Consider the following 24,575-nt stretch of genomic DNA (forward strand, 5'->3'; position numbering starts at 1 on the left):
AATCTTTTGCTACACTTTGACTGCACAGAATATGATAAAACTACACAACATAAACTTATTAAGTTGTTTAAGATCGCGGATACGTTTATTTCAGATCGGAAAACGACACGGTTAAATTGGTCAAAAGACCAAGGAAGTACGAATTATTTATGAAACTTCAAACAGTAGCTTGCGCAGTTGCAGTTGCGACAGGCGGATTCTTTTTTACCCATGTGGTGAGCGACGCGATTGCTGCTGAAAAATCAGAAGTCGTAAGCAAAGCCCTTCAACCATCTCAAGAACAAGCGCTCGTATCTAGACAGCTGGCTACTTTAGTGGATCGTCAGCACTATTTAAATATGCGTCTGGATGCTCAAACTTCACAGCGCATTTTTGATTTTTATATTGATAGTCTGGATCCGGAGCATAGCCTGTTCCTGGCACCTGAAATTGATAACTATAAAAAACGTTATGGTGCTAGTTTTGGTGCCAACTTGAAAGCAGGCAATCTGGCTGGTCCATTTGAGATTCATGCACATTATAGTGAACGCCTCAAGCAGTTCTATACCTTTATGCTGGATGAACTGAAAAAGCCTCAAAACCTGAATCAAAGTAATGTTTATATTGAGACTGACCGTGAGAAAGCACCATTCTTCAAGACACCAGAAGAACAACGCGCTTACTGGTCAAAAATGCTGGTTTCTCAGCTGATTAATCTGACCATCAGTAAAGAAGAAGAGCAGGCCAAACAGAAAGCATTAAAAGACAACCCAGAACTGGCCAATGGTCAGGATCTGAGTGGTCCAGAGGATTTGACACCGGCACAAACCTTAACCAAGCGTTATACCCGTCAGCTTGAACGTTTAAGTCGCATCAAGAGCGATGATGTGCTGGATAAAACGCTGAATGCCATGATGCTGACCTATGATCCACATAGCAATTATTTCCCGCCTGTGGATGCGATGGAACTAAACCGCCAAACGACTTTACAGCTTGAAGGTGTCGGTGTTTCAATTCGTCCAGAGCGTGGCAATGAAGACTACACCAAGATTGAAACTATTGTGGAAGGTGGTCCGGCGAGTAAATCAGGTCAAGTGAAATCCGGTGACCGTATTATTGGGGTCGCTCAGGATGGCGGACCAATGGTCGATGTCATTGGTTGGCCGAGTAATGAAATTGTCGGTCTGATTCGTGGTAAACGTGGTACTAAAGTTACTTTGAAATTGCTGGGCGCTGGCGCAACACTAGGACAGGCGCGTAATGTCACTATTACCCGTGATGTGATCCAGGAAGAAGATGCTGGCGTACGTACCCGTGTGGTCGAGATTCAGCGAGATGGCAAGAAGTATCAATATGGCGTGATAGAAATTCCATCATTTTACCTGAACTATCGTGCACGACGTGCAGGTACAGATTATCGTTCTGTATCTGAAGATACCAACAATGCCCTGAAAGAACTTTCGGCCAAAAATGTTGAAGGGATTATTGTCGATTTACGCAATAATCCAGGTGGTTCATTAGAAGAAGTTGCACGTATGCTGGGGCAAGTGATCAAGTCTGGTCCAGTGGTACAGATTCGTGATGGCAATGGCAATGTCAGTGTCTTTGAAGATGATGATGGCGGTGCACAGACCTATGCTGGTCCACTGGCGGTCATGGTCAACCTCGCTTCTGCATCGGCAAGTGAAATCTACTCTGCTGCAATTCAGGATTATGAACGTGGTATTGTCATTGGTAGCACCACGACAGGTAAAGGTACGGCACAAGTACAGCTGGATACCTTGGCACATGGACAGGCTACACTGACACAACGTAAGTTCTATCGTATCACTGGTGGCAGTACCCAGAACAAGGGTGTGGTCCCGGATATCAAACTGGTCGATATTTACAATGAAGAGTTTGGTGAGCGTAAGGCTAAAAATGCCTTGCAGTGGGATACCATTCCGACAGCACCCTTTAAACGTGAAGGTGAAGTACAGAAATATGTACCTGATCTGATCAAGAGCTCACAGGTTCGTGTCAATCTGGATCCACAATTCAAGTATCTTGAGCAACGTACAGCGATTGCCAAGAAAACTGACGAGAAAAAGCGTCTAGTATTGGATCTGAATCAGCGTAAAGCGGAATTGCTGGAACTTGAACGTAAGACCTTGGAATCTGAAAATGCACGTCGTGCAGCAACGGGTCAGAAACCTTATCCAAACTGGGAAAGCTATCAGGCCTCAATGGATGCATTGATTGAAGCACGTGCCAAGATGAAAGCTAAAGATCGTCCGCAGCTCCCTGAAGAGGAAGTATTTGTTGTAGAAGCTGCCAATGTTTTGCATGACTATGCCCGTTTACAAGGAAAAGCGAAATAATTATTCAGAATTGAAGAATTTAATTTGACTAACAGCCTGCATATGCAGGCTGTTTTTCTATTTTTTGTTGAAAAATAGTAAACAAGAAAAAAGTTGATAAGTGTTAAAAATGCTATCTGTTTTGTTGAAATTCATAATGTTGTGATCTAGATCTGCTAAATTCTAGTCAATGAATGAATTTAACCATTTGCTGAAACTTGAAACACTTTTAATATATGTCACATATTTCTTATTTTTGTCAGATTTGGATTTAAGTCAGTAAAATTATAGTTTTTGTTGTGCTTTAAATATTGCGGTTCAAGTATCGATAAATTAAAAATTTTTTATGGGTCAAGTATGACCAAGGGTGTATGGGTTGAGCAATGTTCTTGGGTGCCCTCGAGTTAGGCAGGTAAAGATGCAATGTGGGCTTAAGCAGTTCGGGAAAGCAAGCTTCTACAGGACTCTTATATGATTCATGTTCATTATGACATTAATCTGGTTATAGGCTCGCTCATTGTAGCTTTGGTGGTTTGTTTTCTCGCCATTTCAATTGAACAGCTGTTATTTGATAAAGCTCCTCCCAAATATGAAAAGCTGATTCTGGTTACAAGTGGTGCGATTTTAGGATTCTCTATCTGGTGTATGCACTTTGTCGGCATGACCGCCAGTCATTTGCCAGACAATACCTATTTTGATTCCGGACTGACTGTTACCTCTTACATTATTGCTTTTATCGCTTCGACCTTTGCTATCTGGCTGACGACACGACAAACCCTGCCTTTCTCCCGTCTGGTACTCGGCGCGGTATTAATGGGGCTGGGAATTTCCGGCATGCACTATACCGGCATGATGAGTATGGTGGTGCAGGGTTATGTGATCCGCTATGATCCGGTACTGGTGATCTGCTCGGTACTCATTGCGATTAGCGGGGCTAGTTTAGGCTTCTGGATGCTGTTTAAGAATCGCAGTATTGCTCGCCGTAGTTTCTGGCTGAAAGCCGGTGTGGCATTGATGCTAACTTTCTCCATTGTCGGGATGCACTATACCGGGATGGCAGCGACCAGTTTTCATTCCATAGTGGGTGAAGGCTTGGCCGAAATGTCCACGCTTGAGCGCGAATTACTGATTACTGTAGTTTTCATTACCTGTCTGGTTCTTGTTGCCGGTTTCTGTGTAGCCATGCTGGAACAGCGTCTTGAGCATCGCAATCGTCAGCTGGCTGAGGCCAATAAAGAGCTGGCCAATCTGGCTGTACAGGATAATCTAACCAAGTTACCCAATCGTTTTTATCTGGCAGAATATTCTCACTTTCTGTTTAATGATCATCATTACCGTAATGCACAGTTTGCCTTTCTGTATATTGATCTTGACCGCTTCAAAGCAGTAAATGATGTCTTTGGGCATCATGTGGGTGACCAGCTCCTGATCCAGCTGGCTAACCGGATTCATAGTTTACTCAATGAGCACTCCAGACTGCTGCGAATTGGGGGTGACGAATTCTTGTTGATTCTGGAAAATGCAGAACCGCAACAGGCTGCTGAAGTCGCTGAAAAAATTTTAAGCATGATTCAGGAAAGCTTTATGATTGCTGGCAAGGTGATTAATGTTTCAGGGAGTATTGGTATTTCAATGTACCCGGAACATGGTCAAAATGTTCAGGATCTTCTGATCAATGCCGATTCAGCCATGCTGACTTCCAAAAATCAGGGGCGTAATACCTATTCATTGTTCAATTTCAGCAATGATGAAAAGGAATCCAGAAGTCAGAGCAAGCTGATTAATGACCTGTATAAAGCGGTTGAAGAACACCAGTTTGAGCTGTATTACCAGCCTAAATATCGTACCGAAGATTTGCAGATTTGTGGGGTTGAAGCCTTGATCCGCTGGCGGCACCCGGCACTGGGCTTGTTATCACCAGTAATGTTTATCCGGGGTGCGGAAAAAACCGGCCTGATTATCCAGATGGGGTATTGGGCACTGGAGCAGGCCTGCAAACAGATTCATCAATGGGAAACGGAAGGAACGAATTTCTTCCCGATTGCTGTTAATTTGTCTGCCGTGCAGTTTGAACATAAGAACCTGTTTAAAAATCTGGAAGAACTGTTAGCACGTTACCAGATTAATCCGAATCACCTGATGATTGAGATTACTGAATCTACAGCCATGCATCATATTGATAGCAGTGTGCGTACCCTGGAACGCTTGCGTGATATGGGGATTCAGCTGGCAATTGATGACTTTGGTACAGGGCATTCCAGTTTCTTGTATCTGAAGAACCTGCCAGTGAATGAGCTAAAAATCGATAAAGAATTTATTGCAGACCTGACCGCAGGTTCCAAGGAAGAGATGATCCTGGAAAGTATTATCCATCTTGCAATTAAGCTGGGTTTGCAGGTTACTGCTGAAGGGGTGGAAACTCAGTTACAGGCAGACATCCTGACCCGTTTGGGTTGTCAGCAGTTACAAGGATTCCTATTTAGTAGACCAGTTAGTGTGAAGGATTTACCTGAAGCCGCTATCGTTTCTTAATCTGTTTAATTTTATCAATCAGCCTCTGAATTCAGGAGCTACTTAATTTGAATAGCGAGCATTTCAGCTTTTGCACATTCAATCTGATCGGCAGACAGAGAAAGTACAATCTGGATTTTTCGGCCTTCAATTTTCAGTAATCGACCCGTCAACACCAATTCAGTATTCACAGGTACCGGTCGAATAAACTGAATATTCAGACTACCAGTGACACATCGAATTAAGGCTTCACCACCGTCAAAGGCGATGCCAGCTGTATGGCTTTTAAATGCTGCTGCAGAAGCTGTACCATGACAGTCCAGAAGAGATGCAATCAAGCCACCATACAGATGATCGGGTACACCGCCGGTATAATGAGAGGCGGGGCAAATATGTGCAATAGTCTGTACAAAAGGGACGTCCCAGTAACTTTTCAGTTGATGACCATGTGGATTGTCACGTCCACAGCCATAACAGTGGGTGTAGGGTTCAGCATACAGATCCTGAAAGGCAATCCTTGTCATTTTTTTATCCTTATTTAAATGCGATCAGTTGCTTCAATAAATTTATAAAGGTTAAATGATCTCTTAAAATATAAATCTATTTAAATAGGTTTCACCATGAGATAAAAGTCGATATTTCTCCCGAAATTTCAACCTGAAGACGGTATTCTTCTAAAACCTGTCCATTCTATAAACAAAAAGTACAGGAGAGGGTGGGCATTGAGGAATGAGTACTGCATTTAGAAATTCTGCTACAATATCGCCAATTTTTCATATTGATCGTGCTTGATCTTTTGCACTGCGGATCTGCAGTAGGTATTTTCCATGAGTTTTAAACAAGAGTTAGCGGCGCAGGTCGCTCAGCGACGTACATTCGCGATTATTTCCCACCCTGATGCCGGTAAAACGACCATGACAGAAAAACTGCTGTTATGGGGGCAGGCAATCCAGGTTGCCGGTATGGTAAAAAGCCGTAAGTCTGACCGTGCGGCGACTTCGGACTGGATGGAAATGGAAAAGGAACGTGGTATTTCGATCACGACCTCGGTCATGCAGTTCCCGTTTAAAGACAAGATGATCAACCTGCTCGATACCCCGGGGCATGAAGACTTCTCGGAAGATACCTACCGTACCCTGACTGCTGTGGACTCGGCGCTGATGGTGATTGATGGTGCAAAAGGTGTCGAGGACCGTACCATTAAATTGATGGAAGTGTGTCGTATGCGCGATACACCAATCATCTCTTTCGTCAACAAAATGGACCGTGAAATCCGTGAGCCGCTTGAGCTTCTGGACGAGATCGAAAACGTCCTGAAAATTAAATGTGTGCCAATTACCTGGCCGCTGGGTACTGGTCGTGACTTCGCTGGCGTATACAACCTGATCGAAGAAAAATTCTATGTCTATAAGGCGGGTTTCGGTTCAGTGATTACTGACATCGAAGTACGGGATGGTTATGACCATGCAGACCTGCGTGAAAAAGTAGGTGAGCTGGCATGGGCAGCATTTGAAGAATCTCTTGAACTGGTTCAAATGGCCAATGAGCCATTAGACCGTGAAGAATTCCTGGCAGGTCGCCAAACACCAGTGTTGTTCGGTACGGCATTGGGTAACTTTGGTGTAGACCATGTCCTGAATGCATTTAGTGAATATGCACCAGAGCCGAAAGCGCATCCAACACAAAACCGTAAAGTTGAAGCAACTGAAGAAGGTTTTAGTGGTTTCGTCTTCAAGATCCAGGCCAATATGGATCCGAAGCACCGTGACCGTATTGCCTTCATGCGGATCTGTTCAGGTAAGTATGAAAAAGGCCTGAAAATGAAGCATGTGCGTCTGGGTAAAGATGTACGTATTAGTGATGCATTGACCTTCCTGGCGGGTGACCGTCAGCATCTGGAAGAAGCATGGCCAGGCGATATTATTGGCCTGCATAACCACGGCACTATTCAGATTGGTGATACTTTTACTTCAGGTGAAGATCTGCAGTTCACAGGTATTCCACACTTTGCGCCGGAAATGTTCCGCCGTGTACGTCTGAAAGATCCATTGAAATCTAAGCAGTTACAAAAAGGTCTTAAAGAGCTTTCTGAAGAAGGCGCAACCCAGGTCTTCATGCCGCAACATAATAATGACCTGATCGTTGGTGCGGTGGGTGTGCTGCAATTTGAAGTGGTAGCGTATCGTCTGAAAGAAGAATACAAAGTAGACTGCGTGTACGAGCCAGTGAGTATTAATACTGTGCGTTGGGTTTCTTGTGATGATGAAAAGAAATTTAATGAATTCAAGAAAAAAGCCCATGACCAGTTGTCCGTGGATGGTGGCGGTCATCTGACTTATCTGGCACCAAGCCGTGTCAATTTGCAACTGATGCAGGAACGTTACCCTGACATCGTGTTCCGCAATACCCGTGAACATTAACTAATAAAATGATTTAAAAATAAAACAGCTTCTCAGGAAGCTGTTTTATTTTGTGCTACATTCACTTATCTTTTCAAATCTGCTTGGAATATGAAACTTAGCAATGCAGTCATGCTGAGTTCAGCAATCAGTTTAGGACTATTGCTGGGCGCCTGCGATCAAAAAAAATCAGAACCAGAAACAAAAACTCAGGATAGGGTAGTCGAAATTGAGCAAGTAGAAAAGGCAGATGTATTGCCTTATCTAAATATTCAGGAACAGCCGGCCAAGATTGCACTCCCATTTTGTGAAACCAAAAACTGTATCGAACTGGATATTCAGACCCTAGATACGGTAGATCCATGGCTGAACCAGTGGATGGAACGTAAACAGGCACTGGTGATTCAGGATCAGATTCGGGATAAAGATCAGCAGCAGGATATGAGCTTACAGCAGGCCGTCAATGCCTATGTAAAAAAGTCAGATGCCTGGCAGGAACAGATTAAAATCAATAAAGCCTATCAACTATCCATGTATACCCGCATCCCTTATCAGCATAATCAGTATGTGCTAATGCAGATTGGGGTGGATACAGAGCAGGAAAATGTTACGGTGAAGGAACGCTATTATTTTTATGTGGCAGACCGCCGCAGTCAAAAAAATCTGACGGCCTTAGAAATTATTGATCCACAAAAACGGGTCACGATGGACAAGATCGTGCAAAATGCTTATGCAAAATGGCTAAAAGAAAATAGTAAAGAAGTCCGACAAACTGCTCCGAAAAAACTGTATTGGGGGCAAGCTGACTGGTTCTTTGATCAGGAGGGGATTGGGCTGCATTATCGTGGTGGGGAAATTGTCAAGGATGCTAAACAACTTGATATTTATCTTAGTCAAGAACAAACACAACAGGTCTTGAAAGCTGAAGTGTATCAGCATATGTTTTAGGATTGATGCCCGAAAACGGGTGGAATGTGATGTAACACAAAAGGGTATTGAATGCCAAAATATAACAAGATATTCGGCCTGTCTGTACTGGCGACAGCGATTCTGTTGACTGCCTGTCAACCTCGAGAAAAGGAAGCCAAAGAGGTTAATCCACCGGAAGTCACTCAGGCAGAGCCTGAAATCGTCCAGCTCAAGGGTGAAACCGAAAAGCTTAACCTGGATCTTCCGGAATGTGATGGTAAAAGCTGTCCTGAAATCACCATTGAACGTCTGAACAGTAATCAGCGTTTCATTGATGAATTTATTGATCAACAGATTTTAGCCCGACTGAAGGGTATGCTTGACGTTGATGCGATTGCGTCAGCGAAAGTACAGGCCGCCAGTGAGCCAACACCTGTTCAATCCGCAGCTTCAGAGGCAGCTGTAACTCAACCCCAGCTCAGTGCACGTCAGCAGCTGGAAAAGCAGACTATTCCTTATATGCAGACTTTCCTGAATCTGGACAAGGAGCTAAAAGCACTCAGTGCCAATCACAGTATTAGCCTGATGATCAAGCCGAAGATCCTGAATCCTGGAAATCCGCTGGCAACAGTAGTATTAAATAGTACACATTATCTGGGTGGGGCACATGGTTCTACTGCACAGAACTATTATAACTTTGACCTGGACAGTAAAAAGCTGGTCAAACTGGAGGATATTGTCCTGCCAAAACAAAAGGCTCAGCTGGAAGCTAAAGCGCATGAAGCCTTTAAAACCTGGGTAATTGATTCAGAGCTGGCAACTGATGTTGCAGAATACGAGCAGGCCTGGAAATTCAAGTTAACGGATAATTTCTTCCTGACCAAACAAGGTCTGGCACTGCAATATGCAGAATATGAAATTGGACCTTATGTGGTCGGCTTACCGCGTTTAAATATTCCTTATAGTGATTTACAGGGAATCTTAAAACCAGAGTATCTGCCGAAAACTGAACAGGCTGCTTCAGAAGCCCAAGTTGCAAAATGAGCCTGAAACTGTTTGATACGCATACCCACTTCGATGTTCCTGATTTTGATTATGACCGGGAACAGTTAGCTTATGCTGCTAAAAAGGCAGGCGTGGAAGGGCTAATCCTGATCGGTTTTTTACAGCAGCGTTTTCAGGACCTGATTCAAACCCAGCATTTTTTAAATGATCTTGCCGATGCGCCAAGGAGCTATTTAGCCCCCGGCTTACATCCTTTTTATATCGAGCAACATCAGCAGGATCATTTGCAGGATTTAGAGCAGATCCTGCAAACTGAAGACTGTATTGCCATTGGTGAAATCGGTCTGGATACGTTTCTGAAACAGCATAAGCAAGCAGAAATTTTCCAGAAGCAGAAAGACTTTTTTGCTGCTCAGATTGAACTGGCACAGCAGTATGACAAACCGATTTTACTGCATATCCGTAAATCCCATGCGGAAGTACTCAAAATACTGAAAGAGCATCAATTTCAACAGGGCGGTATTGCGCATGCCTTTGGTGGGGGAATTGAAGAAGCCAAGGCTTTTGTCAAACTGGGTTTCAAGATTGGGGTGACAGGACAAATTACCAATCCCAATGCCAGAAAACTGCATCAGGTGGTACAGCAGATGGGCCCAGAACATCTGGTCCTTGAAACCGATTGTCCAGACATGACACCCTTATGTTGTCAGCATTCTACTGAACAGCGTACCCGCAACACGCCTGCAAATCTGCCCTACGTTCTGCAAGGACTGGCTAAAAGTTTGCATATGGATCAAGAGGAACTGGCAGACCAGCTCTGGAAAAATTCCCGTCAGGCTTTGCATCTGGATATCTAATATAAAATCCTTGCATCAATCGGAAACTGTATTTCAATGTATGATCCAATGAAAAAAGGCGCATTATGCAATTTCTAAAATGCTTTAGACTTGGCATCATGCATATAAATTATTTTGAGTGAGATTCACATGGCACAAGGACTATTGGCGGGTAAGCGCTTCCTGATCGCAGGTATTGCAAGTAAATTATCAATTGCTTTTGGTATTGCTCAGGCATTACACCGTGAAGGTGCAGAACTTGCTTTTACCTATCCAAATGAAAAGCTGAAAAAACGTGTAGATGATTTTGCTGCACAATTCGGTTCTGAATTGGTATTTCCTTGTGATGTGGCGGTAGATGCAGAAATTGACCATGCATTTGCAGAACTGGCAAAACATTGGGATGGTCTGGATGGAGTCGTGCATTCAATCGGTTTTGCACCTGCACATACCTTAGACGGTGATTTTACAGATGTGACGGATCGTGAAGGTTTCAAGATTGCACATGACATCAGTGCTTATAGCTTTATCGCGATGGCACGTGCTGCAAAGCCACTTTTAGCTGCACGCCAAGGTTGTCTACTCACTCTGACTTATCAAGGTTCTGAGCGCGTGATGCCGAACTACAACGTGATGGGTCTGGCGAAAGCATCACTAGAAGCGGGTGTACGTTACCTGGCATCTAGCTTGGGCGCAGACGGTATCCGCGTTAATGCCATCTCAGCTGGTCCAATCCGTACCCTTGCAGCGTCTGGCATTAAATCTTTCCGTAAAATGCTGGATCTGAATGAAAAAGTGGCTCCGCTTAAACGTAATGTCACCATTGAAGATGTTGGTAATGCTGCATTATTCCTGTGCTCACCATGGGCGAATGGCATTACTGGCGAAATCATGTATGTTGATGCCGGTTATAATACGGTTGGCATGAGCGCAGAGCTGATGCTGGATGCAGAATAAGATTTTTAATACTTATTTCAAGCAAAGAAAACCCCTCAATTGAGGGGTTTTTATTTTTTATGCTAATGGACAATGATGTAAATCTGATGACATCAAGTCTAAAAAATAGGATGAAGATAATTTATCTTTTAATACTTTGCCATTAAGATGCTTAAAACAAAAAAATCAGGAAAATAACCATGTTTAAATCACTGTGGATTAGCATCATTTTCATCATAGGCTTAGGTCTGGGAACTTCGGCTATGGCAGTAGAAGAGCACCAGCATTACAGCATGCATGACCTGGATAAAAATTTGAAAAAATTTAAAGCTGCAGAGGATTCTAAAGAGGCACAAGCAGCATTACAGATCATGCAGCAAACTGTAGAAAGCTACCAGAAACATTTACCATCCAAGCTGCAAAAACTGAAAGCCGAAGATGCACATGTAGTGGCCTATCAGGGATTGCTAAAGGATTTGCTAAAAGAGATTAAAAAGGCAGAACAGCTGGTTGCTGCTAAGCAGTTACAGGAAGCCCAAAATTTGTCCGTGAAAATGGATGAGATTAAAAAGCAGGGACATCAAGCCTTTAAATAAGTTATAAGCAGACCATAAAAAAGACCGCAATTGCGGTCTTTTTTGATTCAGGATCAAACGATTAAGCTTGACCTTCAACAGCAGTAGCTTGCGCACGTTGCATGTTGGCTTCGAATTCAGCATCAAAGTTGATTGGTGTAAGCAGTAGCTGTGGGAAGCTACCTTTAGTGACCAGATCATTCACTGCTTCACGAAGGAATGGGAACAGGATGTTCGGACAGTACGCACCAAGAATGTAAGGCAGACGCTCTTCTTCAACGCTATCAATCAGGAAGATACCTGCTTGAGTGACATCAACGATAAATGCTGTATCACCTTCGTTGTTTGCCTGTACTACCACTTTTAAAGCGACTTCAAAATGAGTTGGATCAATCTTTTCTGCAGAAGAAGAAAGGTTAATGTTCAGCTCAGGTTGCCATTGCTTGGTAAAAACTTGTGCCCCAGGTACTTCAAAAGAAATGTCTTTGGTATAAATACGCTCTAATGCCAATTGTGGTTGAGCTTGTTGTTCTTCACTCATTCTTTAATCCTTAATATGAGGTGATAATTAAAGGGCAATTAAGCCAGTAATTCGTCGAGTTTGCCTTCACGCTCTAAAGCATAAAGCTGGTCAAAACCGCCGATGAATTGTTCATTAATAAAAATCTGTGGCACGGTACGGTGATTGGTGCGTTGCATCAAATCAAGACGAACCTGCGGATCTTCTTTAGACAGATTGATTTCTTTATATTCTACGCCCTTACGCTCAAGGAGCTGTTTTGCACGGACACAGTATGGACACACAGTCGTTGAATAGATAATGACTTCAGCCATGAATGAATCTCCTGATCGTAAATTATTTACTTTTCACCAGAGGTAAGCCTTGGGCTTTCCAGTTGCTGATGCCGCCATCAAGACGGTAAGCATCTGCATGACCGACCTGTTGTAGCGCAGTACCTGCAACTTGCCCAAGATTACAAATGAACACCAATGGGCGATCTGCTGTTTTTAACTCTTCGACATGTTTGGTAATTTGGCTGTATGGAATATTACGGCTACCGCTGATATGACCTTCACGGAAATCTTTGGCATCACGCAGGTCAATCAGCATGGCATTTTTTGCCTTAACCAAAATTCCCAGCGATTGCGGAGAAATTTTACGACCGTTACGTTGACCTTCGATAATGAAGAACAAAACCACCAATGCTGCAAGTGCACCAAACAAGAAGGGGTGATTCCCCATAAACTCGAACCAACGTTCCACAATTCACCTAATTACAATTTCAAAATTGCCAAGAGTATAGCTCATAAATATGGTGATCAAAATCACCGCTTCAAGGGCTAAAGCTTAAGAATATCAATTTTTTTGTTGAGCTTCCGTGATTTCATCAATTAATCGCAGATAGCTGTCCAAACGACGTGGCAAAATTTCACCTGAATCTGCTGCCTGACGTAAAGCACATTGCTTTTCATGTTTATGCGTGCAGTTACGGAACTGACAGTGCCCTAGCAGATTTTCAATCTCTGGAAAACCGGTTTGTACCTTGTCTAAAGTCAAATGCCACAGGCCAAATTCACGAATCCCCGGAGAGTCAATCAGCGCTGCGCCATCACCAAAGGAAATCAGGCGTGTTGAAGTCGTTGTATGCTGACCCAATGCCGAGTTTTCAGAAATGACATTGGTTTTTTGAGCTGCATCCGGCACGATGGCATTGATCAGAGTGCTTTTGCCTACACCTGACTGCCCCACAAATGCGACTGTTTCATCATTGAGACGCGCAGAAAGTTCAGTCAGATCTCCATCAGACTGGGTCTGCATGACTTCATAACCCAGATTTTTATATTCTTTGAGCAGGTCCAGAATTGGATCATTTTCCTTGAGCAAGTCTGATTTATTCAGGACTACTAATGCGGGAATCTCTGCATCGGCACAAGCCACCAGATAACGATCAATCAGGCCTGGTGCTGGCTCAGGCAATGGTGCAAATACAATCACGATCAGGGAAATATTGGCTGCGACCGGTTTAACCTTGTGATAACGGTCAGGTCGGGTCAGCAGCGATTTACGCGGATGAATCGCAGTGATAATTCCCAAGCCAGTATTTGGATCAGCCTGCCATTTGACCCGGTCACCTGTGACCAGCAATTCAAGGTTAGTACGGGTATGACAGCGCCACACACTGCCCATTTCAATTTCTTTCCAGAAGGGTTCAGGTTCACCTTCAGCCACCACCGGTTTTTCAGGATGCAGTTCAGGAACCGAGAGAGCTTGGACTTCTAGCTGTCGACCATAATGCTGCACGACCAGTCCTTCCAGGTCTTGAGAGGTATCCGCCTCTTCCTGACGCGTTTTGTGCTGTTTTTGAATACGACGTTGTTGTTGTTCAGTTAAACGACGTTTACGTATTAAAGCCATTCAAATCCTAAAAAACCATGGGAGTGAGATGGCAAAAATAGCATGAAGCAGGGTGTCAGTTACAGCATCGACGTAATAAATTTGCTACTATAAATGTTTTATAGCCTAATAAGATTGCACATTTATGAGCAGCACCCCGGATAGCCGCCTGATTTGGATCGACCTGGAAATGACAGGTCTGGATACAGACAATGACCAGATTATTGAAGTTGCAACGATTGTAACCGATGACAATTTAAATATTCTTGCCGAAGGTCCTGTCCTTGCAGTTCATCAGTCGGATCGTGTGCTCAATGCCATGGATGAATGGAATACCCGTCAACATGGACAATCGGGTCTGGTGGAGCGTGTGCGTCGCAGCAAACTTACTGCACAAGATGCTGAACAACAAACCATTGAATTCCTGAAAAAATGGGTCAATCCAAAAGTATCACCCATGTGTGGTAATTCGATCTGTCAGGATCGTCGCTTCCTACACCGTCTGATGCCAGAACTGGAGCAATATTTCCATTACCGTAACTTGGATGTGTCTTCAGTGAAAGAGTTGGCAAAACGCTGGCGTCCGGAAATCATGAGTGGCCTCAAGAAAAATGCTTCCCATCTGGCGATGGATGACATTCGTGATTCAATTGCTGAACTGAAATACTATCGTGAATATTTCTTCATTATGAACAAATAATCCGGACATTGAAAAAGAGGCGTAAAGCCTCTTTTTTATTTACTTGAAGAGAGTCTTTTATTATAAAAATTGTCGCTGCTTTCAAACAGTACCCAGGTGAGCAGGACCAAAGCCAGATGGAACTGGGTTTCATGTTGATCAAAGACAATTAAAGCAAATAATCCCAAAGTCAGTAAGCGAATCATGATACTGAAATAATAATTTTTCCGCTTTTTAAAAACTAAGCCATAAAGATAAAGCAGGAACAGAACAACCATGAGTGCATAAAGGGCGTTAAATAGCATACTGACCTGACTCCCTATAAGCTGAGAAGGATTAAAATATTCTGGTTATTAGGGTTCTTTCATAAATCATTTTTTAATCATTAAAATGAAATTCTGCTCTCTTTGTAGGAGATGAGTAGTACTGCTGCGCAAGGAAAAGGTTATATCTAAGAAATCTCCCTCCTCTTGCGAAGTAATACTTCTCATTCAAGAGGGAGAAGGAGCTTTCAATATCCATTTAAATATGAATATAACGATCATGTTTTGATTTATGAAAAAGATCTATTGTGATGATTTTAATGGTGAATAGAATTTGATCGATTTTAAGCTTTTTATGGATGGTTAAAGAATAGTTTTTTGACTGATTTTGTGTCTGAATTTTAGTGGCAGTCAACCGGCTGCGAATTTGCTAAAATGCCCCGATGTTTTTCTTGCTATTGATGACCTATGACTGATCTGCTTCAAGATGATGAATATGACCGCCGCTTTGCCGGTGTAGCCAAAATTTATGGCGATGACAGCTTTTATCATTATGAAAACAGTCATGTGATGGTGATTGGAATTGGCGGTGTCGGTTCATGGGCAGTCGAAGCACTGGCACGTACCGGCATCGGTGAAGTAACTATTGTTGATATGGATGTAGTGGCGGCATCGAATATCAATCGTCAGTTACCCGCGATGACGACCACCTTAGGCCGTGAAAAGATTGAAATCATGGCAGAACGCTGCCGTGCGATTAACCCACGTATTAAAGTAAACTTGATTGATGACTATCTCACGCCTGAAAATGTTAAAGAAATCCTAGCGGGAAAACCTGACATTATTCTGGACTGTATTGATGATGTAAAAGCTAAATTTGCTTTGATGCTGCATTGTCGTTTCAATAAAATTCCTCTGATTGTCTCGGGTGGAGCAGGCGGTAAACTGGACCCATTAAAAATCCGGGTGGCTGATTTATCCAAAACTGAACAGGACCCGATGCTGGCAAAATTACGTGCGCAATTACGTGCAAAAGGTATCTGTAAAAAACCGAAAGAAAAATTTGGCATCACCTGTGTTTATTCAATCGACAATCCCTTCTCCAGTGCCGATGTCTGTCCAAGCGCGGGCTTACGTTGTGGTGGCTATGGTTCAGCGGTAGTGGTGACTTCCAGTTTTGCCATGGTTGCAGTATCAGAAGTGTTGAAAAAGTTGGATATGAAGCGAGCAAAAGTCTGATATACAAAATAAAAAAGCACAGTTACTGTGCTTTTTTTGTGCCTGAGTTTAGAATGAAGACTAGATTTATATAACAAAAAACAATATCAGGGAGCAGCTATGTGGTTCTTACTGGTGCTGATTTTGGGAATCGTGGCGTTGGGGATCTGGATGTGGAAGCGTCCTGACCCGGTAACACGAGATCAAGCCAGGGCAGTGCAACATGACCTATGGATTGAACAGATTGAGGCCCAGCTCAAGCACGCGGCTCGTCTCAGTACTGAAGGGCAGCAGTCGAGTTATGCGCGTGCCTATCAGATCTATCAGGATCTGGCTCAACAGCAGGAAATCCCTCAGGCCTATGTCGGTATGGGGCTGATGCAACTCAAAGGTTTGGGGCGTCCGCAAAGTACCGAAAATGCGATTAATCTGTTTGAAAATGCATTCCGTCTTGGCAGTGATGAAGCTGCTTACCATCTGGGACAGGTCTTTGAGGATGACCGTTATCAGCATCGAGATCGCGAAAAAGCACTGTATTGGTATCGTCATGCTGTGGCACGCGGTAATCTGGAAGCCCAGTATCGAATTACCGAATTGTCCGAACCCACTCAGGATGCAGCAGAACAGCATCGTCTACAACTGCTGATTCAGAATGCAGATCAGGGACACTCGGGTTCACAGTACCAGTTGGCACAATACTATTTGGCAGAGGGTACCACCCAAGATTTAAGCTTGGGAATCCATTATCTGTTTCTGGCCGCGCAGCAAGATCATCTCGAAGCAACCCAACAGATTGCACAACTGTATGTACGCGGTGAGCTATTACCACAGGATCAGTCAAAAGCCTTACGCTTCATTAAACAAAGCGTTAATTTGGGTGATCAGAATGGTTTGTATGATTATTATGCTGGTGTATTACTAGGTACGATTGATGCTGATCAGCGGCAGCGAATCTTGCAGCATTTACAACAGCTGTCTTATGAGCATAAAGATGCTCAAGCCAAAACTTTACTTGGTTTAGCCTATTTTTATGGCTGGTTTGTCGATAAGAATGAAACCATGGCTTTTCGCTATTGGAGTGAAGCGGCGAATACTCAGTTTCCTCAAGCTTTGTGCATGATTGCAGCATTATATTATGAGTCTTATCTGGTCGCAAATGAGCCTGAAAAAGCGTTTAGCCTGTATCAGGCTGCTGCCGGAATTGATCCAGCTTATTTCTATAGCCAGATGGGTCTCGCACTGTGCTATCTGCATGGTATTGGTACAGTTAAAGATACCGCTAAAGCCACGCAAATCATTCAGCAGAACGCGCAGCAGCACTGGAATATCGGTGCACAATCTGAAGCGGATCTAATTTATATCGTTGGACGCTTCTATAGCCTGCCTGAGTATCCATTGCCCAACCGCGATAAGGCCATTCAATATCTGAATCAGGCCGTAAGCAAAGGTTCGGCTGATGCCGCCTGGTATTTGTATCAGGTACTGTCAGGTCAATATCCAGTATTTACTATTGACGAAGATCAGGCTAAACGCTATTTACATCAAGCGGCTCAGTTCGGTCATGCACAGGCACAAGCACAGCTTGGGGTGATGTATCTTAAAGGTGAAGGCATAGAGCAGGAGATTGCTTTAGGTCTGAATTATTTAAAGCAGGCAGCTGCCCAGCAGAATGCCATGGCCTTGAATGCGCTCGGGGAAGTGATGGAACACGGTATTGGCGTTGAAGCTAATATGGATCAAGCGATCCAGTTCTATCATAAAGCTGCTGCACAGGTAAATGCTGACGCTTATAGTCATCTGGGACGTGTATACACTAAGGGCATTGGTGTAGATCGTGATGTAACGCTTGCCCGAGCATGGCTAGAGAAGGGAAGTCTGCTAGGACATGCGGCTTCACAGGAACAGCTAAACAATTTAAATGCCTATCTGCAAATGAAAAATAGACTGGCATAAAAAAACCGCTGCCTCGGCAGCGGTTTTTTTATTTGAAGATATTATGGTAATTGCTTGATTGGACTACCACCTAGCGCCTGCAGCAAAGTGACATAAGCGTTGTATTGATTTTGACGCGTTTGTACCAGACTGAGGCGCGCATTACGTGTGGTTTCCTGCGCATCAAGTAAGTTCTTCAAGGCAACTGCACCATTACGATAACGTACTTCAGTCAAACGTTCTGTTTTCTCTGCCAGCTCGACATTGCGACGCTGTAGCTCGACCTGTTTCGTCAGCTCAGTACGATTTGACAGGGCATTTTCTACATCGGCAAAAGCTTCATAAATGGTTTGGCGATATTGCAGAATTGCTTTTTCATATTCCAGTTCATTCACTTGTAGATCACGCTTCATGTCATTCCATTGCAGGAAGGGCAAGGTGAGACCTGCGCCCAATGTTGCAACCGGATTTTTTAGCGCATCTGACAAAGACGTGCTGGTACCAATACCCGTACTTAAGCTACCGGTCAGACTAATTGATGGATAATAGCTGGCCTTGTTAGCATCTTTATTGGCGAGCGCTTTACGTAAACGTAATTCAGCAGCATTTAAGTCTGGGCGACGTGACAGCAGACTTGCAGGCAAACCCGCTGCAATCGCAGGTAAGGCAATATTCGGCAGACGTTGTGGTTCCTGAATAGAAAGCTGCTGCACCGGCATATTCATGAGGACTGCAAGTGCGGTACGTGTTTCAACGCGTTGTTGCTCGATCTGACTTAAAGTAGCTTGCTGGCTCTGGATTGCCTGTTCAGCCTGGGTCAGATCTAGTCCGGAAACTGCACCAGCATGATACTGTACCCGTACCAAGTCATAAGTCTTCTGGGCCGTTGCCAGGTTCTGCTGTACGACACTATAGCGCTCATTTAAATAAGCCAATTGCCAGTAAAGCTGTGCAGTCGTTCCAATCAGGCTTTGCGCCGTTGCCTGCAAGTCTTGTTCAGTAGCACGAGCTTCCCAACGGGCTGCTTCAGTCTGATTGGCAAGCTTGCCAAATAGATCCAGCTCATAACTAAGACCAGGATAACCTATTGAAATTCCAGTAGAACGGTCACCGTCGCCATCCAGACTAAACTGACGACCAGTTGAAACACGTGCATCACCAATGCGTATACCTTGCTGGCTTTGCGTTTGTCTGGCCTGAATACGTGCCTGTTGCAGATTAATCCCGGCTACTGCAAGGTTGCTATTGCGTGATAATACATCCTCGACAAGCGTATTCAGTTGAGGATCTTTAAATAAGGTCCACCACTGATCAGCCAGGACATCATCATAAATCTGCTTACTTAGCACAGTATTATTCTGAAAACTGCCAGGCACAGCTATACTTGGCTGCTCATAGGGTGTTTTTACCACAGCCGCGCACCCCACCAGCGAACTCCCGAGGAGCAGGGCACTGGCAAGTTTGGTTAAATTCATTTGCATATCAGATTCCTTATTCTCGAGAGAGAGCATCGACAGGATTCAGTCGTGCTGCATTACGCGCCGGGATAAAGCCGAACACAATACCGATCAGACTAGAGCAGATAAAAGCTGCCACAATTGAAGTGGTCGAATAAGCCATCTGGAAAGTACCTCCAGCAAAATGGGTAATGAGTTGACCAATACCGAGGGATAGCAGCACACCCAAAATACCGCCCAGGATACACACCAGTACCGCTTCAATCAGGAACTGTTGCAGAATATCACTTTGACGGGCACCGACTGCCATACGTACCCCAATTTCCTGGGTACGTTCTGTTACCGACACCAGCATGATGTTCATCACGCCAATACCGCCGACGACCAGAGAAATGACTGCAATCGCAGAAATCAGCAAGGTCATAGTCTGGGTTGTCTGCTGAATGGTTTCACGAATACTGTCCGCATTCTGAGTGAATACATCCTGCGCACCGTGGCGCTGTACCAGTAAGTTCAGGATCGCATTTTCAGCCGCGGCACTTGGGTACTCATCTTTAATACGTACAATGATCTGACGCACATTTGACTGTCCCAGCATACGGCTCATGACAGTTGAATAAGGCAGGTATACATTCAGCGTATCATTGTTGCCCATCATGCCTTTTTGCGCATCAATGACCCCAATCACTCGGGTTGGTACACTACCGAGCAGAATCACTTGTCCAACCGGATTGGTGCCATCTTTGAAGAAAGTGTTTTGGGTATTGGTATCAATGACCACATCTTGGGCCTGTTCCGTAACACTTTCCTTATCAAAAGGCTGACCGGACTTAAAAGTCATGCCTCTGACATAGAAGAAGTCTTCACTGACGCCGTTGACGGTGGTTGAAGCTTCAATCTCTTTATACCGTCCAGTGACACTGCTGTTGACCGATGGACTGACACCATCAACATACGGCTGTTCTGCCAGAGCATCTGCATCCGCAGGAATCAGGGTTTTGGCTTGCGAGGACCGTGAATTATCCCCGAAGCCACGGCCCTGGAATACAGTAATAGTATTGGTCCCGAGACTGCTAATATTTTCCAGAATCTGCTTTTGCGAGCCGTTACCCAGCGCAACCACGGAAACCACGGAGGCAATCCCGATAATAATCCCAAGCATGGTCAGAAAGGTTCGCATGCGGTGGGCATTCATGGCCAGTAGCGCCATACGGAATGCTTCACCGAGACGATCTACTGCTGAACGACAGCTGGAGATTTTCTTCTGTTCACTGCGTTCTAGTGTTTGCTTTGTAAAACCATCATCGACTTCAGGTACATTCTGCTGGTCAGAAATAATATTACCGTCTGAAATCTCAATAATACGGGTCGCATTCTTGGCCACATTATGATCATGTGTGACCAGAATAATGGTATGACCTTTGGCATTCAGCTCGCGCAAAATGCGCATTACTTCAATACCGCTATTCTTGTCCAATGCCCCTGTTGGTTCATCGGCAAGAATAACGTCACCACCATTCATTAAGGCCCGAGCAATTGAAACACGCTGCTGCTGACCACCAGACAACTGACTTGGACGGTTTTCGGTTTTTTCACCTAGCCCCAAATCTGTCAGCAATTTGACAGCACGCTCATGACGTTCAGTTGAGTCCGCTCCCGCGTAAATGGCAGGCACTTCAACGTTGCCTGCAGCATTCAAGTCACCAAGAAGATGATAACGCTGGAAAATAAAGCCGAAGTATTCACGGCGTAACTGGGCCAGCTCGTCCGCTTCCAGTTCGCGGGTTTCACGCCCTTTGACTTTATAGCTGCCAGCAGTGGGTTTATCCAGACAACCCAAAATGTTCATTAAGGTTGATTTACCTGAACCGGACTGACCAACAATGGCAACCAGCTCGCCGGGATAGATTTCGAGGTTAACACCCTTGAGAATCTGAACCGTACTTTCACCCGCTGGGAATTCACGAATCAGATTCTTGACCTCTAACAGAGGCTGTTGTTGTTGATTCATGCTTACATTCTCATTGGGCCGGCGCCACTACGACCACCACCACTTCGTTTAGCACTGTCATTTGAAGTGTCTGAACCATCGGCAATAACCACTTGATCACCACGTTTCAAGCCTTTAATCACTTGCGCTGTCACACGGTTATTCAGACCAATCAGCACTGGGGTCGGTTTTGCAGTACCGTCCGCTTGTAATACACGAACCATGGCACGTTGAGCTTTCCCTTGTTCAATCAAAGCACGTTCTGCATCAGAAAGTTCCAGACGGGCAGGGCGCTCACCTTTTGCATTGTCAGCACGGCTTTCATCACGAGCAGCAGACTCTTCGCTGCGTGAACGACCCTCGCCACGTGTTTCTTGAGTACCTTCACCACGATTTGGACGTTGTGGACGGTTAGAGGTTTGAATCGCAGCGGCTGGAATGGTCAATACATTTCGTGCTTCATCCAGCACAATATAGACTTGCGCCGTCATATCAATACGAAGTTTGCCATCTTCATTCGGTACATCGAACAAGGCGTTGTAATACACTGCAGAACTAGAAGATGAACTTGAAGTATTGGTATCGGTATTAATTGAATTCGGTGCTGGTTCTACCTGACGTAGTTTCGCGTAGATTTTCTTTTCACTGTTGCCTAGGGTAGTGAAATAAACCGTTTGGCCTTCTTCAACTTTCATGACATCTGCTTCAGAAATCTCGGCTTTGATGGTCATGGTGTCAAGTTTTGCCAGCTTCACAATGGTCGGTGCACTCTGGTTCGCGTTTACGGTCTGGCCTTCTTCAGTCACAATCGCCACAATGGTGCCATCCATCGGTGCCACGATTTGGGTATAGCCCAGATCTTCTTTTGCAGTGGCTAAAGTTAAACGTGACTGTTCAATCTGAGCATTAATTGCAGTAATGTCCGCTTGTGCTGTCTTATAATTTGCCAAGGCTGATTCCAGCTCTGAACGGGAAGTCGCATCCTGTGCATACATGGCTTTCTGACGGTTATATTCCGCTTCAACTTTGGCCAGATTTGCTTGTCGCACAGCAAGTTGTGCCATCTGGTTTTTAATACTGGCTTCAGCAGTTTTTAAATCATTTTCCTGACGTACAGAATCAATTTGAGCAATTAACTGACCCTGTTTAACCTGATCGCCCAGTTGCACATACATTCTTTTCACCTGACCAGAAACCTGCGCACCGACGCTGACCATTTTGGTGGCTTCCAGTACACCTGTTGCCAGTACCGAGTTTTCAATATCTCCCTGAGTCACCTCAGCAGTAATGTATTGTGTTGGCTGTTCTTCAGGTTTGAGGAAATACCACCCGGTGGCTATAAGTGCAATGGCAATGACTACTGCCATGATCAGTTTGGACGGTTTTATTTTTGGCATAGTGCACAGATTTAAGTCAGAGATATGTGAGTGATTATAAAAGCGAATTAAGGATAAATCGTGAATTTTTTAACAAATAAGAATGATTATTATTTTATTTATCTGATGATTAAGCTATTAATGAAATAAAGTTTTGCCACACATGCTGGCAATGGCTTGCTGCACCAAATGTTCAGGGTTTTCATGCCCCAACCCTTTGATAGAAGCATCAATTCTTAATAACAGGGCCGGCCAAGCTAAAAAGGTTTGTGGGCTAAGTCGACGTAAAGCCTGTTGATATAGGCTAACTTTGGTTTTCCAGATACCGATCTGTAGCGCATTTTGTGGCTGTTCAAACAGCTGCATTAACAAACGCATTTCCTTGCTGATACTCCACAGAATTAAGCTCAATGGCTCACCAGAAGCAATCAGATACTGAAAAATTTTAATCGATTGTGCCAGATTACCATTTAGCAGGGCATCACTCAGGTCATAGGTACTATAACGCGACTGATCTTGCAGGCAGGCATACAGATGATCCACCTGGATTACATCGATCTCAGCAAAGGTATCACTAACACGCATCAGACTATTTTTGGCTGCCAGCAGGTTATGCTCATGGTGTTGTTCCAGCCATACCCAGGCATCATTGGCAAGTTTAATGCCGAGCTTTTCTGCCTCAACTGACAAAATTTGCTGACGGTCGCGCGGATAATTGGCTGTCAGAGAGACATTGACGCCATTGGCATCCATGACCTGGAAAAAGCTGGATTTCAGGCTGCTACTATCCTGTTTAGGCATGATGATCAGCAATAAATTGTCACTGTCCTGCTGCAAATAGCTTTTTAATAGCTTGATGCCACTAGCGTCCGGCTTGATGTTGCCATGTACTTCAACCGCTAATTGAGTCGAAAACAGAGACAAACTATTTAATGCATTAAAGACATTTTTCCAGTCACTGACCGAACTGACATCATAGCGCTGACGTTCAACTTCCCGCTGTTGCCAGCTAGCACGAAAAGCATCCATCAGGTTCTGCTCAAGCAGAGGTTCCTGACCATGTAACACCCAGGCACCGCGAGCATCGGAGACACGTTTTAATGCCTGAAGGTAATCAAGTTTCATGGTTCAGTCTTATTGTGCCGGTTGAGTAGGAGTTTCAGGTTTTGCCAAAGGTAGACGGTTCGACGAAATCTGACGCGCAATCTGTTGTGCTACATCATCAATGAGAACCTGTTTCAGGAAAACCTGTTCCTGGTCATCAGTATTTACTGTCTCGATATCATATTGATAGGTGCGGGTCGCGACGATCGTACGCGGTTCAGTCACAGGATTACCTTGTGCATCTTCAATACGGAAGGTCACATTGAGACGTAATAATGTTTCTACCAGTTTACCGTTTAATTCCAGACGACGCGGAGTATAGTCCAGCACACGTAGTACATAGGCATTTGGTGAATTTGACAATTGTACGCCAGCCGCACCCAGATAAATTGCCAGTTTTTCCTGAAGCTCCTCGGTATTGGCAGGTAAAGCCAGACTCATTACTGAATAAGCCACAGGTACTGAGCTTGGATTATTACCTTTAAGATGGAAGCCACAGCCGACTAGGCCTGCACTCAGGCCACAAGTTAAAACAATTACTGCTAAACGTTTGCCCAAATGCATGCGCTGTCCTCTGTTTTTCCAAAATGGGAAAATATTGAAATTCTGTAGGGGATTGTAAAGTCAAAGCCCGTTGACTGGCAACGGGCTTTGTTTGGGAATTGTTTTTTA

General features: G+C 44.3%; 22 protein-coding genes. 11 read left to right on the top strand and 11 right to left on the bottom strand.

Translation table 11 applies throughout. The features are described from left to right. Positions 1–149 precede the first annotated feature (149 nt). Positions 150–2,339 (top strand): carboxy terminal-processing peptidase, encoded by a 2,190-nt coding sequence (locus F899_RS03540; protein WP_004890124.1) that lies wholly within the window; start codon positions 150–152, stop codon positions 2,337–2,339. A gap of 450 nt (positions 2,340–2,789) precedes the next feature. Beyond that, positions 2,790–4,850, top strand: coding sequence for a bifunctional diguanylate cyclase/phosphodiesterase (locus F899_RS03545; RefSeq protein WP_005220918.1), 2,061 nt, complete (start codon positions 2,790–2,792; stop codon positions 4,848–4,850). Between the two features lie 38 nt (positions 4,851–4,888). Here the strand turns inward: F899_RS03545 and F899_RS03550 are convergent, their stop codons facing one another. Beyond that, on the bottom strand, positions 4,889–5,353 hold the full coding sequence (locus tag F899_RS03550) for a PaaI family thioesterase (RefSeq protein WP_004890119.1): 465 nt from the start codon (positions 5,351–5,353) through the stop codon (positions 4,889–4,891). Between the two features lie 303 nt (positions 5,354–5,656). Between F899_RS03550 and F899_RS03555 the strand changes: the two genes are divergently transcribed. The 6 genes from F899_RS03555 (at position 5,657) to F899_RS03580 (ending at position 11,510) form a co-directional block, all read left to right on the top strand. Then, complete coding sequence (locus F899_RS03555; RefSeq protein WP_004813164.1) at positions 5,657–7,249, top strand: peptide chain release factor 3; 1,593 nt, start codon at positions 5,657–5,659, stop codon at positions 7,247–7,249. A 90-nt stretch (positions 7,250–7,339) separates the two neighbouring features. After that, complete coding sequence (locus F899_RS03560; protein ID WP_005220921.1) at positions 7,340–8,176, top strand: hypothetical protein; 837 nt, start codon at positions 7,340–7,342, stop codon at positions 8,174–8,176. 51 nt (positions 8,177–8,227) lie between these two features. Then, on the top strand, positions 8,228–9,181 hold the full coding sequence (locus tag F899_RS03565; protein WP_005220923.1) for an RsiV family protein: 954 nt from the start codon (positions 8,228–8,230) through the stop codon (positions 9,179–9,181). Beyond that, positions 9,178–9,999, top strand: coding sequence for a TatD family hydrolase (locus F899_RS03570; protein ID WP_005220925.1), 822 nt, complete (start codon positions 9,178–9,180; stop codon positions 9,997–9,999). Before F899_RS03565 ends, F899_RS03570 begins: the two co-directional genes overlap by 4 nt. A 129-nt stretch (positions 10,000–10,128) precedes the next feature. Continuing rightward, positions 10,129–10,935, top strand: coding sequence for an enoyl-ACP reductase FabI (locus F899_RS03575; protein WP_004890043.1), 807 nt, complete (start codon positions 10,129–10,131; stop codon positions 10,933–10,935). 179 nt (positions 10,936–11,114) lie between these two features. Continuing rightward, entirely contained in the window at positions 11,115–11,510 is a 396-nt protein-coding gene (locus F899_RS03580) for a cytochrome b562 (RefSeq protein ID WP_005220927.1), read from the top strand. 61 nt (positions 11,511–11,571) lie between these two features. Here the strand turns inward: F899_RS03580 and secB are convergent, their stop codons facing one another. The 4 genes from secB to rsgA form a co-directional block, all read right to left on the bottom strand. Next, positions 11,572–12,030, bottom strand: coding sequence for a protein-export chaperone SecB (secB, locus tag F899_RS03585; RefSeq protein WP_004813149.1), 459 nt, complete (start codon positions 12,028–12,030; stop codon positions 11,572–11,574). Positions 12,031–12,068: 38 nt separating this feature from the next. Next, on the bottom strand, positions 12,069–12,323 hold the full coding sequence (gene grxC, locus F899_RS03590; protein ID WP_004813145.1) for a glutaredoxin 3: 255 nt from the start codon (positions 12,321–12,323) through the stop codon (positions 12,069–12,071). 22 nt (positions 12,324–12,345) lie between these two features. Then, the gene (locus F899_RS03595; protein ID WP_004813143.1) at positions 12,346–12,753 is read right to left on the bottom strand and encodes a rhodanese-like domain-containing protein; all 408 of its coding nucleotides are present in this window, start codon (positions 12,751–12,753) and stop codon (positions 12,346–12,348) included. Positions 12,754–12,846: 93 nt separating this feature from the next. After that, positions 12,847–13,905, bottom strand: coding sequence for a small ribosomal subunit biogenesis GTPase RsgA (rsgA, locus tag F899_RS03600; protein WP_005220929.1), 1,059 nt, complete (start codon positions 13,903–13,905; stop codon positions 12,847–12,849). 124 nt (positions 13,906–14,029) lie between these two features. Here rsgA and orn point away from each other — a divergent pair, with 124 nt between their 5' ends. Next, positions 14,030–14,584 (top strand): oligoribonuclease, encoded by a 555-nt coding sequence (orn, locus tag F899_RS03605; RefSeq protein WP_004813140.1) that lies wholly within the window; start codon positions 14,030–14,032, stop codon positions 14,582–14,584. Between the two features lie 35 nt (positions 14,585–14,619). On the opposite strand, the gene F899_RS03610 is transcribed toward orn, so the two are convergent. After that, positions 14,620–14,868, bottom strand: coding sequence for a hypothetical protein (locus tag F899_RS03610; RefSeq protein ID WP_005220930.1), 249 nt, complete (start codon positions 14,866–14,868; stop codon positions 14,620–14,622). 426 nt (positions 14,869–15,294) lie between these two features. On the opposite strand from F899_RS03610, the gene F899_RS03615 reads away from it, so the two are divergent. Beyond that, positions 15,295–16,065 (top strand): tRNA threonylcarbamoyladenosine dehydratase, encoded by a 771-nt coding sequence (locus F899_RS03615; protein WP_005220931.1) that lies wholly within the window; start codon positions 15,295–15,297, stop codon positions 16,063–16,065. 99 nt (positions 16,066–16,164) lie between these two features. Further along, positions 16,165–17,997: a tetratricopeptide repeat protein gene (locus F899_RS03620; RefSeq protein WP_005220932.1), complete on the top strand. Its 1,833-nt coding sequence runs from the start codon at positions 16,165–16,167 to the stop codon at positions 17,995–17,997. Positions 17,998–18,038: 41 nt separating this feature from the next. Here the strand turns inward: F899_RS03620 and F899_RS03625 are convergent, their stop codons facing one another. The 5 genes from F899_RS03625 to F899_RS03645 form a co-directional block, all read right to left on the bottom strand. After that, positions 18,039–19,457 carry an efflux transporter outer membrane subunit gene (locus F899_RS03625; RefSeq protein WP_005220933.1) on the bottom strand — a complete coding sequence of 473 codons (1,419 nt, stop codon included), beginning with the start codon at positions 19,455–19,457 and terminating at the stop codon, positions 18,039–18,041. Positions 19,458–19,467: 10 nt separating this feature from the next. Beyond that, complete coding sequence (locus tag F899_RS03630) at positions 19,468–21,444, bottom strand: MacB family efflux pump subunit (RefSeq protein WP_005220934.1); 1,977 nt, start codon at positions 21,442–21,444, stop codon at positions 19,468–19,470. Positions 21,445–21,446: 2 nt separating this feature from the next. Next, on the bottom strand, positions 21,447–22,820 hold the full coding sequence (locus tag F899_RS03635) for a MacA family efflux pump subunit (protein ID WP_005220935.1): 1,374 nt from the start codon (positions 22,818–22,820) through the stop codon (positions 21,447–21,449). Positions 22,821–22,937: 117 nt separating this feature from the next. Continuing rightward, positions 22,938–23,924 carry a DNA polymerase III subunit delta gene (holA, locus tag F899_RS03640; protein WP_005220938.1) on the bottom strand — a complete coding sequence of 329 codons (987 nt, stop codon included), beginning with the start codon at positions 23,922–23,924 and terminating at the stop codon, positions 22,938–22,940. A 9-nt stretch (positions 23,925–23,933) separates the two neighbouring features. After that, positions 23,934–24,467, bottom strand: a complete 534-nt coding sequence (locus F899_RS03645; protein ID WP_004813132.1) for an LPS-assembly lipoprotein LptE — start codon at positions 24,465–24,467, stop codon at positions 23,934–23,936. Between the last annotated feature and the right edge of the window lie 108 nt (positions 24,468–24,575).

The organism is Acinetobacter sp. CIP 101934 (assembly GCF_000369585.1).
GTDB lineage: Bacteria > Pseudomonadota > Gammaproteobacteria > Pseudomonadales > Moraxellaceae > Acinetobacter > Acinetobacter schindleri.